General features: G+C 65.8%; 11 protein-coding genes. 3 read left to right on the top strand and 8 right to left on the bottom strand.

What is annotated here, in order from left to right:
- Positions 1 to 9: 9 nt before the first annotated feature.
- On the bottom strand, positions 10 to 828 hold the full coding sequence (locus tag ACOJTD_RS22540) for a helix-turn-helix domain-containing protein (protein WP_420135079.1): 819 nt from the start codon (positions 826 to 828) through the stop codon (positions 10 to 12).
- Between the two features lie 291 nt (positions 829 to 1,119).
- On the opposite strand from ACOJTD_RS22540, the gene ACOJTD_RS22535 reads away from it, so the two are divergent.
- Entirely contained in the window at positions 1,120 to 2,781 is a 1,662-nt protein-coding gene (locus ACOJTD_RS22535; protein ID WP_420135078.1) for a sensor histidine kinase, read from the top strand.
- Positions 2,782 to 2,886: 105 nt separating this feature from the next.
- Complete coding sequence (locus tag ACOJTD_RS22530; protein WP_420135097.1) at positions 2,887 to 3,522, top strand: hypothetical protein; 636 nt, start codon at positions 2,887 to 2,889, stop codon at positions 3,520 to 3,522.
- A gap of 250 nt (positions 3,523 to 3,772) precedes the next feature.
- Here the strand turns inward: ACOJTD_RS22530 and ACOJTD_RS22525 are convergent, their stop codons facing one another.
- From ACOJTD_RS22525 to ACOJTD_RS22500, 6 genes are all read right to left on the bottom strand, one after another.
- Positions 3,773 to 4,966: a CaiB/BaiF CoA transferase family protein gene (locus tag ACOJTD_RS22525; protein WP_420135077.1), complete on the bottom strand. Its 1,194-nt coding sequence runs from the start codon at positions 4,964 to 4,966 to the stop codon at positions 3,773 to 3,775.
- Positions 4,967 to 5,062: 96 nt separating this feature from the next.
- Entirely contained in the window at positions 5,063 to 6,268 is a 1,206-nt protein-coding gene (locus tag ACOJTD_RS22520; RefSeq protein WP_420135076.1) for an ABC transporter substrate-binding protein, read from the bottom strand.
- Between the two features lie 630 nt (positions 6,269 to 6,898).
- Positions 6,899 to 7,387, bottom strand: a complete 489-nt coding sequence (gene cynS / locus ACOJTD_RS22515) for a cyanase (protein WP_054165644.1) — start codon at positions 7,385 to 7,387, stop codon at positions 6,899 to 6,901.
- A 42-nt stretch (positions 7,388 to 7,429) separates the two neighbouring features.
- On the bottom strand, positions 7,430 to 8,344 hold the full coding sequence (locus ACOJTD_RS22510; protein ID WP_420135075.1) for an ABC transporter ATP-binding protein: 915 nt from the start codon (positions 8,342 to 8,344) through the stop codon (positions 7,430 to 7,432).
- Positions 8,345 to 8,349: 5 nt separating this feature from the next.
- Positions 8,350 to 9,189 carry a nitrate ABC transporter permease gene (gene ntrB, locus ACOJTD_RS22505; protein ID WP_420135074.1) on the bottom strand — a complete coding sequence of 280 codons (840 nt, stop codon included), beginning with the start codon at positions 9,187 to 9,189 and terminating at the stop codon, positions 8,350 to 8,352.
- A 3-nt stretch (positions 9,190 to 9,192) separates the two neighbouring features.
- Positions 9,193 to 10,578, bottom strand: coding sequence for a CmpA/NrtA family ABC transporter substrate-binding protein (locus tag ACOJTD_RS22500; protein ID WP_420135073.1), 1,386 nt, complete (start codon positions 10,576 to 10,578; stop codon positions 9,193 to 9,195).
- A gap of 161 nt (positions 10,579 to 10,739) precedes the next feature.
- Between ACOJTD_RS22500 and ACOJTD_RS22495 the strand changes: the two genes are divergently transcribed.
- The gene (locus tag ACOJTD_RS22495) at positions 10,740 to 12,662 is read left to right on the top strand and encodes a sigma 54-interacting transcriptional regulator (protein WP_420135072.1); all 1,923 of its coding nucleotides are present in this window, start codon (positions 10,740 to 10,742) and stop codon (positions 12,660 to 12,662) included.
- Between the two features lie 20 nt (positions 12,663 to 12,682).
- On the opposite strand, the gene ACOJTD_RS22490 is transcribed toward ACOJTD_RS22495, so the two are convergent.
- Positions 12,683 to 13,216 (bottom strand): amidase family protein (locus tag ACOJTD_RS22490; protein ID WP_420135071.1); only part of this gene is annotated, 534 nt, incomplete at its 5' end.

Below are 13,216 nucleotides of genomic sequence, written 5' to 3'. Positions count from 1 at the left end.
CCGCGGCCGTCAGGTCGCCGACCGCCGCCGATACTCACCCGGCGACATCCCGACCTGGCGGCGGAACGCGCGGGTGAAAGTCGCCTGCGACGAGAAACGGCACAGATAGGCGATATCCGCCAGGCTCGATTGCGAGCCCTTGAGCAGACTCACCGCATGATCGAGCCGCCGCGCGCTGATGTAGCGATGCGGCGGCGCGCCGGTCGCATCGCGGAACGCGCGGGCGAAGTGATGCTTGCTCAGGCAGGCGACCTCGGACAGCTTGGTCAGCGACAGATCCTGGTCGATGTTCGCGTGGATATAGTCGAGCACGCGCCGCAGCCGCGCGTCGTCGAGCCGGCTGGTCGACCGCTCGGGATCGAGCCTCGGCCTGGCGTCGCTCGAATAGCTCGTGACCAGATGCGCGATCAGCGCCTGTGACAGGCACTCGATCAGCAGTTTGCCGCCGCTGGTCTCTTCGCTCAGTTCGCGATGAATCCGCAGGCAGAGCTGCCGCACCAGTTCGTCGTCGACATCCGCCAGATAAGCGACGTTGGCGGGCGACGGCGTCCGCGAGCTGATCTCGGCGAAGCCGTCGAAGTGCGACTTCGACAGGAAGACATGCAGAATGTTGGAAAGCGGCTGGGTGATCCGGATCGAATCCTCGCGGACCCCGATCGGACAGAACCACAGCGTGCCGCTACGCACCGCCGTGTCCTGAAAATGGCCGCCGGAGCTGCGCTCGACACGGCCACCCGGCGACGTCGTCATCGCGAAGGTGACTTCCATCTCGTCGGGCAACGGGGCGGGGACTTCGCAGGCGGCGTGATTGCGGAGCTGAGCGGACACTCCGCCCCAATCCCGGCCGGCCGAAGTGAGGAGCAACCCGGCGGTCGGAAATTTCCGATCCCCAAACACCTCGAATTGCGCCATTTCATTCCTCCGCCGCGTTGTGGGCCGCCGCATGGGTCTCGCGACAATCTAGCCGCAACGGTTCCCGGATCAAGAACGTCAATCCAGGCAAAAACAATGCCGCTTCGTGCAAAGACGACGAGCGCCTCAGATGTCAGGCTGCGGGCCGTGATCAAGCAGCCTAGAGACTTGCTATTGGCCACAGATCAGCAGCACCAACACGATAAAGTGACGGATCGGCCCCGGCCGTCCCGCCGGACGCTGGACGATCCGGCGATCAGCGCCGAGGCCCTGCGCTGGATCGGCTGGTGCGAGGATCTGCTCACCGCCCCTCGTTCGCCCGCCCAGCGCAGCGCCTCCGCACTGCCCGCGCGCCCGTTCGCGATGCCCCGCGACGGCGCAAGCGCGCTGCCGGAGCCGTTGCTGGCGGGCGGCGACCTTCCGGCGATGCGCCAGAGGATCGCGGCCGCGATCGGCACCAGCGGCATCGCGCGTATCCATCAGGCTCAACTCGAGCTGATCGACGCGCTCCGCACCGGGCAGTTCGAGATCGGCTGTGCCAGCGAAGAGCCCCCGGTGTCGGCCGCCACGCTGTTCTGGCTGCATCACTACGCCGGCATCGCCGCGGTGTTCTTCAATCAGGACGATCGCGCCGCCGAGCATCTCCACAGGTCCCGTCAGATCGACAAGACCATGGACCTCGGCGCCTCCGCGCCGGCCCATATGGACCGGGCGGACAATTGTTTCTTCCTGGCGCTGGCCCATTCCCGTCCGACGCCGCGGGGAATGACGCCGCTGCACGGCACCGAGCACCTGATCGCGGCGCGCGATCGTTTCGAAGTCTCGGCGCGGCTCGACCCCAGCCATTTCCAGAGCAAGCACCTGTTGCTGGAGGCCGAAGCGGCGCGACTGATCGGCGACGCCACCGGCGCACAGGCCTTGTACGAGCGCGCAGCCGAGGCCGCCGCCAAAGCCGGCCTCACCCACGAGTGCGCGCTCGCCCACGAGCTTGCCGGCGCATCCTATCTGGACGCCGGCCTTCCGACGCCGGCACAGGGTTGCTTCCAAGCCGCCATCGCCTGCTATCAGCAATGGGGCGCCGACGGCAAAGCCGCGCACCTCGCACGCCGCGTGCGGCCCGGCGGCCCCGTGTCGGCGGACGCGCCGCAGCCGTGCAATCCCGATCTCGCGCCGCTGATCGCGCTCGGAAGTTTCGCCGCGTCGATCGTGCACGAGATCAATCAGCCATTGGCCGGGATCATCACCCACGCCGATGTGGGTCTGCGCTGGCTCGACCGCCCGCAGCCCGAGATCGACGAAGCCCGCGACGGCCTGCGCAATATCGGCGACGCCGCGCGCCGCGCGGCCGAGATCATCAACTCGCTGCGGGCGCTGGTGCAGCAGCGGCGCGCGACGCTGATGCCGGTCTGTCCGGTCGATCTGGTACACGACGTCGTCCGCCTCGCAGCCGAGGATCTGACGGCCCACGGCATTCAGGTGGTGACCGCATTTGCCGGCGACCATCGCCCCGTTCTGGCGGACCGCGTTCAGCTCCGGCAGGTGGTGCTCAATCTCGTCACCAACGCCATCCACGCCATGGCGACGACGGCGCCGGCGGAGCGCCGGCTGGTGATCCGGACCGCGGCGGCCGACGACGGCTTCGTGCATCTGGCGATCGAAGACAGCGGCTGCGGGATGTCGGACGCGGTTCGCGCCAGGATCTTCGAGCCGTTCTTCACCACCAAATCGGCCGGCATGGGCGTCGGGCTCGCGCTGTGCCACGCGATCGTGCGGCTGCACGGCGGATCGATCGAGGTCCGGTCGGCGCTGGGCCAGGGCACCACCTTCGACCTGTGTCTGCCGCCCGCCCGGGACCCGGAAACCGATTAGTCCGCGCGCCTGCCGGCGGTCGCGGCGCCCTTGCCAGACGCGCGTGCGCGGATTATATTCCTCGGCATGCGCTCCCTGTTCGATCCTCCGATCTTTCGTTTGCGTGTGCCACCGCCGGAGCCGGAGGACGGCGAGACGCCGATCGTCGGCAAGCGGCCGCCCGGCTGGCGCCGGCCGCATACCGACGCCAAGACGGTCGAGGTGCGCCGGCTGATCGAGCAGACGACGCTGACCTATGGCGAGATCAGCCGGAAGACCGGCGTCGGCCGCGCCAGCATCTGCCGCTGGACGCGCGACGGCGGCTGGCAGCGCCCGCTGTTCGCGCCGCGCGCCACCGACACGGTGCCGAGCATCCGCGCCAGTCAGAAGCTGAAGCTGCGCAAGCTCGCCGAGCGGCTGCGGCTGCTCGCCGAGCGCGCCATCCGTGAGCTCGAAACAGCCCCGCAGGTCGACATCGACAAATTGATGCAGGCGCTGCAGGTGCTGAAGATGGCCCGGCTCGAAGCGATGGGTCGCCGGCGCCGCCGCCGCGCGCCGGATGGCACCGCGTACCCAGGCTCGTGGTGGATCTCCCGCGACGAAGCCATCCGCGCCGCCATCAAGGAAATCCACCGCGGCGGCGTCGACGTAGACAAGGTCCCCGACGAGGCCATGCAGCTGTTCGAAGACGCGTATTCACCGCCCGACGACCACCCGGCCCTACACCCGCCGAAGGCAAGACGCGGACGGCGGCGGCGATGACGGCGCCCCTTCTCCCCTCCCCCTTGCGGGGAGGGGTCGGGGGTGGGGGTCCCCAGGCACTGAGTACGCGTCGCTTTCACACAAGCACTGTGCTCGCGTCGCCCTCACCCCAACCCTCTCCCGCAAGCGGGAGAGGGAGCGCGCTATGCGATGCGGCTCGTCAATCAGTAAGTCGCCGGGGTGATACAAGCGTAACGAGCCGGCGGCATATCCGCCCCCCTCTCCAGCGGCCTACCGCTCTTCGTGCGCCTCACCCCTCGCCGGCCGCGCGCGCTGCTACCAGCGTGTCGATCTCCGCGCTGCTGTAACCGACCTCCGCCAGCACTTCGCGCGAGTGTTCGCCGAGCCTTGGCGGAACGCGGTGCATGTTCGGCGGGGCTTCGGAAAATTTGGTGGCGGGACGGGCCTGGCGGATCTTGCCTTCGGTCGGGTGATCGATCGCGGTGAAGTAATCGACCGCCTTGAGGTGCTCCTGCTCGGTGATTTCGCTGATCCGCGCGAAGGCGGTGTGCGGCACGTCGAGACGCAGCAGCAGCTCCTGCCATTCCGCCGTGGTACGGTTCACCGCGATCTCGTTCATCGCCGCGTAAATGCGGTCGATGTTCTCGGCGCGCGCCACCGGGTCGCGCACTTGCAGTTCGTCGATCAGTTCGGGCCGGCCGACGGCCGCGAAGAACGCGCACCAATTGTCCCCGGAGTACGGCAGCATGGTGATCCAGCCGTCCTTGGTGCGGACCGGCTTGCGCTCCTTCATCCGCTTGTAGCCCGCGGGGCCGATCGGCGGATCGAATGCGTAGCCGCCGAGCATCTCGATGCTGTTGAAGCCGGCGATGGTTTCCAGCATCGGCACTTCGACCAGCTGCCCCTTGCCGGAACGCTCGCGGCTGAACAGCGCAGCCGACACCGCGCCAGCCATCGCCTGGCCGCAGATCTTGTCGCCGACCAGGCTCGGCACGAATTGCGGCGCATCGTCCGAGCCGATCGACGAGGCCAGCCCGGACGCCGCCTGGATGATCTCGTCGAACGCCGGCCGCTTGGCCCACGGGCCCTCCTGACCGAAGCCGGTCGCCGCCGCGTAGATCAGCCGCGGGTTGAGCGCGCGGCAGTCCTCATAGCCGAAGCCGAGCCGCGCCATCGCGGCCGGCCGCACATTGGTGACCAGCACGTCGGCGGTCGGGATCAGCCGCTGCAGCGCCGCCTTGCCGTCCGGATGCTTGAGATCGAGCGCGAGGCTGCGCTTGTTGCGGTTCACCGCCATGAACTGACCGCTCATGCCGCGATTGCGGAACGCGCCGGCGTAGCGCCACATGTCGCCGTCGAGCGTCTCGATCTTGATGACGTCGGCGCCCCAGTCGCCGAGGATCTGCGCCGCGTAGGGGCCGAACAGCACGCTGGTGAGATCGAGAATGCGGATGCCGGCGAGCGGCCCGGTCGGTTCGGTCATGATGGTTCGCGATGGGAGGAATGGAAACGACCGTGCCGGGCTGGCGGCACGATCGCAGTTCGGACGCAGCGGGCGCCGCGATCGGCTTTGTGCCGACTACTCGCTCAGCACGTCACCGAACAGCTCCCATGATGTGCCGTTGAACCGCGCCATCTGCAATTGCCGGATCGGGATGCGCTGATCGGGCGACATCTGCAGCTTGATGCCAGGCAGCAGCATCGGCATCTCGACATCGTGCAGCGACTCCGCCTGCTTCATCAGGTTCGCCCGCGTGAGATCGTCGCCGGCACGCTTCAGCACCAGCTCCATCATCTGCGCGAAAGTGTAGCCGGAGACGTTGAAGATATCGGCCGGATCGGCGCCGGGATTATAGGCCTGCATCCAGTCGCGCCATTGCTGCATGCCGGGATCGTTGGCCCAGCGCGGATCGCCCGGGTCCTTCAGATAGGCGCCGGTGACGATGCCGACCGCATTCTCGAGCCCCGCCGGCTTGAGCACCGAGCCGACCGAATTCGACACCGCCGGCAGGATGATCTGCGGCTTCCAGCCGAGCTCGGCGGCCTTCTTGATCACCTGCGCGGCGAATTTCGGCGTGCATTCGTTGAACAGCACGTCGGCGCCGGCAGCCTTGAACTTGACGATCTGCGAGTCGACGGTCGGATCGGTGGACTCGTACACCGCCTCCGACACGATCTGGTTCACATGCTCGCCGAGCCCCTCCTTGAAGCCGGCCAGATAATCGCGGCCGGCTTCCTCGGCCGGCGTGATCACCGCGATCTTGGCGTTCGGCTTGTTGGCGAGAATCCACTTCGCGTAGATCTTGCCTTCGGTCTTGTAGGTCGGCTGCGAGCCGGTGCTCCATGGAAAATGCGCGGCGTCGTTCCAGCGGCTAGCGCCGCTGTACGGAAACAGCTGCGGCACTTTCTTGACGTTGAGATATTTCTGCACAGCGATGTTCGGGCCGGTGCCGAGATTGGAGAACAGCGCCAGCACTTCGTCGCTCTCGACCAGCCGGCGGACCTGCTCGACCGTCTTGGACGGCGAATAGGCATCGTCCATGCTGAGCAGTTCGATCTTGCGACCGTTGATGCCGCCCTTCTCGTTCAGCATCTTGAAGTAAGCAGCCTCGGCACGGCCGATCACCGAATAGGCCGACGCCGGCCCGGAATACGGCATGGTCTGGCCGAGCTTGATGGCGCTGTCGCTGGCGCCCGGATCGTAGCTGCCGCCCGCTTGTGCCGCACCGCTGCCGGCCGCGAACAGCACGGCCGCGCCGACGAGCATTCGCCGAAGATGTCTCATGCAGTCTCCTCCTCGTCCGCGGTGCATCGTCTGCGCGATGCTTGCGGCTTCACTAAGTCGCAACCGAACGGCTGCGATGCGCGCGGCATGGCCTGGATGTCGGGCTACGGCGCGAGTTTGCTGATGGTGAGCCGGGCGGCTCACGGCTTGCACGACCATACAGGCTCGCCCGCCGTTGAGACGTGCCCTCAACCGCGCATCCGCATGTGATTTTTGCAGGGGGACTTGGGTACATGCGAAGGACGGCTTGCCCCCTCATCGTTCGAGACGGTGAACCCCTCCACCGCACGGGACCTCATCCTGAGGAGCTCGGCGCAGCCGGGCGTCTCGAAGGATGAGCGAGAGGCGCGTTGCCTGCGTGGCTTCATGGTTCGAGACGGCGCTGCGCGCCTCCTCACCATGACGCTGTGCGGGTTGAGATGCACCAAGCTTCTCGAAAGGCGGCCTGCCTCTCCACCTCGTCATGGCCGGGCTGCTCCCGGCTATCCACACCTTGACGCGCACTTCCGGCCTTAAAGGCGTGGATGCCCGGGCCTCCGCCGCGCCGGAGCGGCTTCGGCCGCGCAGGCGGGACAAGCCCGGGCATGACTATGTCTGACGATGACTTGGCGTGAGGAGGAGCGCAGCTCGTCACTCCTCCTTGAAGCCGTATTCCTGGTTGTTGCCGGTCGCCCCGTAGTACTTGAACGGCAGGAACTTGCCCGACATCGTGATCTTGACGCGGTCGCCCTTCGGGTTGGGAAGGCGGTCCATCACCATGTCGAAGTCGATCGCCGACATGATGCCGTCGCCGAATTCTTCCTCGATCAGCGCCTTCCAGGCCGGGCCATTGATCATCACCAGCTCGTAGAAGCGATAGATCAGAGGGTCGGTCGGCGGCATGGTGACGTTTTCGCCGCGCATCGGCACCTCGTTGAGCATCGCGATCTCGACCTTGGACAGCCCGAACAACTCGCCGGCTGCCGCTGCCTGCGGCTTGGTGAGTTTCATGTTGCCGAGGATCGCGCCGACCACCAGCACTTCTGAATGGCCGCCGATCTTTTCGCAGATGTATTTCCAGCTCCAGCCGTTCTCGCGCTTGATGTCGAGCAGCTTTTCGGTGAGGTGCGCACGCTTCATGGTCGGTCTCCTTGGCAGATAGCGAAGTTCGATGAGGATGAATCAGCTGGCGCGGAGCTGCGCCGCGCCGGGGACGGCGACGCCGCTCGGCTGCGGCACCAGCGCCGGCTCGGCGAGGCCAGGCCGCACCAGCGGCACGTTGCGGTGATCGTGTTGCGGATTTTCGGCCGCAAAGCTCTTGCTGCGCGTCACCAGGAAATCGATGATGTGGTTGCGTAGCGCGTAGTAATAAGGATGGCGGTGCAGATCGATGCGGGCGCGGTCCTTGGGCAGCGGATTCTCGACGATCTCGGCCACCACGGCGCCGGGACCGTTGGTCATCAGGAAGATCTTGTCGGCGAGGTACATCGCCTCGTCGACGTCGTGGGTGATCATGAACGTCGTCTGCCCGGTCTCGAGGCAGATGCGGCGAACCTCGTCCTGCAGCGAGCCGCGGGTCAGCGCGTCGAGCGCCGAGAACGGCTCGTCCATCAGCATGATCTTCGGCGTGATACTCAGCGCCCGCGCGATGCCGACGCGCTGCTTCATGCCGCCCGACAGTTCCGACGGCCGCTTGTGCTCGGAGCCGGTGAGGCCGACCAGATCGATGAACTGCTGGGCGTGGGCGCGGACCTTGGCCTTGTCCCACTTGCGCCACTTCGAACTCACCGCGTAGGCGACGTTGCCCATCACGGTGCGCCACGGCAGCAGCGCATGGCTCTGGAAGATCACCGCGCGGTCGAGGCTGGGGCCCTCGATCGCCTGCCCGTCGACAATCACCGCGCCCTCGCTCGGCTGATCGAGCCCGGCGAGGATGTTGAGCACCGTGGTCTTGCCGCAGCCCGAGTGCCCGATGACGCAGCCGAACTCCCCGCGCGGCAGCGACAGCCACAGATCTTCGAAGATCGTCGTCTGCCCGCCACCCGCCACCGGATAGCGCTTGGCGATGCCTTCGATCGAGATGAACTTGTCCCCCATCGCACTCACTCCGGAAACGTCACGAGCCGAGTGAACTGCGCGAGGATCTGATCAAGCACCATCCCAACCACCCCAATCGCCAAGATAGCGATAATCACATTCACTATCGATAAATTGTTCCATTCGTTCCAGACGAAGTACCCTATACCCGTACCCCCTACTAGCATTTCGGCCGCGACGATAACTAACCACGCGATGCCGATCGAGATGCGCATGCCGGTGAGGATGGTCGGCGCGGCGGCCGGCAGGATCACCGTGAAGGCGCGGCGCACGGTGCCGACTTCGAGCGTGCGGGCGACGTTGACCCATTCCTTGCGCACCGAGGCGACGCCGAACACGGTGTTGAGCAGCATCGGCCAGATCGAACAGATGAAGATGACGAAGATCGCCGATAGTCCGGAGTCCTTGATGGTGTAGAGCGCCAGCGGCATCCAGGCGAGCGGCGAGATCGGCTTCAGCACCTGGATGAAAGGATCCAGCGCCTTGCTCATCAGCGGCGACATCCCAATGAGGAAGCCGAGCGGAATTGCCACAACCACGGCCAGCAAGTAACCGGCCATCACCCGCGCGATCGAATAGCCGAGCTGGATGCCGAGTCCCTTGTCGTTCGGGCCATTATCGTAGAACGGCCGCTTGAGATGCTCCCACAGCTTGGCGCCGACATCGAGCGGACCCGGCATCGCCGATTTGCCCTGCGTGGCGGTGAGCCCCATCAGCTTGGCGTATTCGGGGCTCATCGCCGCGGTTGTGCCGGTGCTGCGCGTCGCCAGATGCCAGGCCCCGATGAAGCTGAGGAACAGCAGAATCGACACCAGCGCGGCGCGCAGCGTGAGAGACTTGGCCATCGCTCAGGACGCCTTCTTGATCTTGAAGCTGGCGAGGTAATCGTCCGGCTTCTGGGGATCGAAGCTCTTGCCCATCACGGTGAAGGACTTGTACGCCGAGGTCGGCGGCGTCAGCCCCATGTCCTTCATCACCTTAGCGGTATCGGTCGCGAGATAGACCTGCTCGGCGACGGCCTTGTAGTCGACGTCGCCCTTGATCTGACCCCAGCGCTTCATCTGGGTCATGATCCACACCGCGAACGATTGCCAGGGGAACGGATCGAAATCGACCCGCTTGGGATCGTTCTTGATCTCGCCGAGGCCGTCCGCATAGGTCCCGGTCAGCACCTGCTCCACCACCGTCACCGGCGCGTTGAGATAGTTGGCGGGGGCGATCGCCTCGGCGATCGACTTGCGGTTTTCCGCCTTCGACGCATAGGCGGTGGCGTCGACGATCGCGCGGGTGAGCGCCGCGAACGAATTCGGCGCCGTGGTGATGAACTCGCGGCTGGCCGCGAAGCTGCAGCACGGGTGGCCGTCCCAGATTTCCTTCGACAGGATGTGCATGAAGCCGACGCCGTCATAGATCGCGCGCTGGCAGATGTTGTCTGGCGCCAGGAAGCCGTCGATGTTGTCGGCGCGCAGGTTGGCGACCATTTCGGGCGGCGGCACCGAGCGGATCTGCACGTCCTGATCCGGATCGAGGCCGTGCTCGGCCAGATAGTAGCGCAACAGATAGTTGTGCATCGAATAGTCGAACGGCACTGCGAGCTTCATGCCCTTCCACAGCTTCGGATCGCGCTTGTCCTTGTGCTTGGTGGCGAGCGTGATGCCCTGGCCGTTGATATTCTCGATCGCCGGTACGGTGAACGGCACCGCATTGGCGCCGAGCCCGAGCGTGATCGCGATCGGCATCGGCGCCAGCATGTGGGCGGCGTCGTATTCCTTGTTCATCGTCTTGTCGCGCACCACGGCCCAGCCGGCCGTCTTGACGACTTCGACATTAAGGCCGTGCTTGGCGTAGAAGCCCATCGGCGCGCCCATGATGATCGGCGTCGCGCAGGTGATCGGAATGAAGCCGACCTTGAGGTCCTTCTTTTCCAACGGGCCGCCTTGGGCGAACACTTCGGTCGCGGTCGCCAGCGGGAAGAATTGCGACAGGGCTGCGAGCGCAGAGCCGGCGCCGACCGCTTTCAGGAAAGCGCGACGCGAGGCGTCCTGCGGAAACATCGCGCGCATCACCGCCGAGGCAACGACGCCCTCGAAGCGCTTGTCCTCGCTTTCCAGCATCGGCTGCTGTGCCGGCGTCGCCGCATCGGCGGCGTGCTCGGCCTCGTTGGCATGCCGGCCGCAACTGCATCCTGCGCCGAGGCGACGGTCGGGATCGAACGGATTGTCGAACGTGGACATGAGCCCTCCTGCGGTGACGTCGGGCTCAGTTACGCAAGGAGTATGCCAGCGCCTCGCAGGAGAATTCGCAAGCGATCTCAAGCATCGCCCGAATTTGGCTTCTACGAGATTTCGTATTATACGAATTATCGTAGGTCGATTACGAGTTTTCGGAGCTTGCAATGGAGCTGGCGCCGCTGGACATCGCCGTCCAAGACACTGCCGAGCTACTGCGCGCGGTGGCGTTCGACGCGCTGCCTGAAGCCGCGCTGCTGCTCGACCCAGGGGCCGACGCGATTCTCGACGTCAATGCGGCAGCGTGTGCGCTGCTGGGCCGCGACCGTGTGACGCTGCTGGCGACGCGTATCAGCGCGCTGCACGACGCGGGGCAATTTCCGGCGCTGATCGTTTTCACCCAGGCGGTGCTCGATCGCGGCGCCTACTGGTCGCACAGTCTGGCGCCACTTCACGCATCCGGCACATCGCTTCGCGTCGAATATGCGGCGCGGTCACTCGCCGCAGGCGGCCGCACACTGCTGCTCCTCACGCTGCACGATCTTGAGCAGCGCCATCGCCGCGATCTCGACGCCGCAGCCGATGACTACATTCATGACGGCCTGCCGGCGTGGCAACGGGTCGAGCGGATGTTTCAGGAAATTGAGCGCGAGAACCAGCTGATCCTGACGGCCGCCGGCGAAGGCATTTACGGCGTCAATGCCGAGGGCAAAGCCACCTTCGTCAATCCTGCGGCGGAGCGGATGCTGGGCTGGACCGCAGACGAACTGGTCGGCCAGTCGATTCACGCGGTGATGCACCATACGCACCACGACGGCCGGGCCTATCCGGACCACGATTGCCCGATCTACGCGGCGTTCCGCGACGGCGCGGTACACACTGTCGATGGCGAGGTGTTCTGGCGCAAAGACGGCAAGCCGGTCTGGGTCGAATACACCTCGACGCCGATCCGCGACCGCGCCGGCGATGTCGCGGGCGCCGTCGTGGTCTTTCGCGACGTCAGCCAGCGCCGCGAGGCCGATGAGAAGCTGCACGCGGCGCTCGCCGAGGTCGATCGCCTGCGCGAGCGGCTGCAGCTCGAGAACGATTATCTGCAGGAAGAGATCCGGATCGAGACCAATCCGCGCGGCATCATCGGCCAGAGCGAAGCGATCCAGACTACGCTACGCCAGGTCAAGCTCGTGGCGCCGACGACCGCAGCCGTGCTGATCACCGGCGAGTCCGGCACCGGCAAGGAGCTGATCGCTCGCGCCATCCACGAGGCGAGTACACGCAGCGGACGACCACTGATCCGCGTCAATTGCGCCGCGATCCCGCGCGAATTGTTCGAGAGCGAGTTCTTCGGCCACACCCGGGGCGCCTTCACAGGCGCGCTACGCGACCGCATCGGCCGCTTCGAACTTGCCGATGGCGGCACTTTGTTTCTCGACGAGGTTGGCGAGATCCCGCTGGAACTGCAGGGCAAACTGCTGCGCGTGCTGCAGGAGGGCAACTTCGAGCGTGTCGGCGACGAGCGCACCCGCAAGGTCGACGTCCGTCTGATCGCTGCGACCAACCGCGATCTCAAGCAGGAGGTGCAGCACGGCCGGTTTCGCGAGGACCTGTACTTCCGCCTCAACGTGTTTCCGATCCACTCGGTGCCGCTACGCGAACGCCGCGAGGACATCCCGCTGCTGGCACAACACTTCCTGGAGGGAGGACGGCGCGATCAAAAGCCCGGCCTGCGATTGTCGCAAGGCGACGTACGCCGGCTGATGCGCTACGATTGGCCCGGCAACGTTCGCGAACTGCAGAACGTGATCGAGCGCGCCACCATCCTGGCACAAAATGGAAAGCTACGCTTCGACCTTCCCGAGCCGTCCGGCTCGCATTCGCCATCGAGCGGCAAGCAGAAGATCGAACCACGCCCGGCTGTGATGACCGCCGCCGAGTTGCGCGATCTCGAGCGAACCAACATCATGGCGGCGCTGCGGGCCTGCAACGGCAAGGTTTTCGGCCCCGACGGCGCCGCCGCGATGCTCGACATCAAGCCGACGACGCTGGCATCGCGGATCAAGGCCCTGGGTATCTCGACCCGCACTTTGGATTAGCGCGGACGCGACGCCGTCAATCAACCGATCGGTGGCCGCCGCGTGTGCCAATCCGTGATCGACTGATAGGCGTGCCCGGCGCGTGCCAGCACGTGCTCGGACAGATGCGGCCCGACCAGTTGGAAACTCAGCGGCATCGAATCGTCCGACATGCCCATCGGCATGGTGATGGTGGGGCTGCCGCTGAAATCGAACGGGGCGGTGAAGCGCAGGATGTTCAAGAGCACGTTCGGATCGGCGCCGTATTCACCCATCTTGGTCAGCGTCGGGATCGGCACCGGCATGGTCGGCACCAGTAGCAAGTCGATGTCCTCGAACAGCGCCGCCAGCGCGCCGGAGAATTTCAGCCGCTCGTGATGAATCGCCGCGATCTCGACGCCGGTCATCGTGTGGCCCTGCTCGATCAGCTGCGCCAGGTCGGGGCCGTATTCCTGTTTGCGCGACTGATACGTCGCCAGATGCGCCTCGGCCGTCTCGACCGAGCACATCGGTATCCACTGGCTGACCAACTTCTCATAGGCGGGAAACTTCACCTCGCGAATGTGGGCGCCGAG

This window comes from Rhodopseudomonas sp. (assembly GCF_048594845.1).
Lineage (GTDB): Bacteria > Pseudomonadota > Alphaproteobacteria > Rhizobiales > Xanthobacteraceae > Rhodopseudomonas.
The sequence above is the reverse complement of the archived record's forward strand: the minus strand, read 5'-3'. Positions and strand labels throughout refer to the sequence as shown.

Bases quoted from the DNA above. Each gene is read 5' to 3' on its own strand.
- ACOJTD_RS22525 (WP_420135077.1), bottom strand. From the start codon at position 4,966: ATGACCGAACCGACCGGGCCGCTCGCCGGCATCCGCATTCTCGATCTC.
- ACOJTD_RS22520 (WP_420135076.1), bottom strand. From the start codon at position 6,268: ATGAGACATCTTCGGCGAATGCTCGTCGGCGCGGCCGTGCTGTTCGCG.
- cynS (WP_054165644.1), bottom strand. From the start codon at position 7,387: ATGAAGCGTGCGCACCTCACCGAAAAGCTGCTCGACATCAAGCGCGAG.
- ACOJTD_RS22510 (WP_420135075.1), bottom strand. From the start codon at position 8,344: ATGGGGGACAAGTTCATCTCGATCGAAGGCATCGCCAAGCGCTATCCG.
- ntrB (WP_420135074.1), bottom strand. From the start codon at position 9,189: ATGGCCAAGTCTCTCACGCTGCGCGCCGCGCTGGTGTCGATTCTGCTG.
- ACOJTD_RS22500 (WP_420135073.1), bottom strand. From the start codon at position 10,578: ATGTCCACGTTCGACAATCCGTTCGATCCCGACCGTCGCCTCGGCGCA.
- ACOJTD_RS22495 (WP_420135072.1), top strand. From the start codon at position 10,740: ATGGAGCTGGCGCCGCTGGACATCGCCGTCCAAGACACTGCCGAGCTA.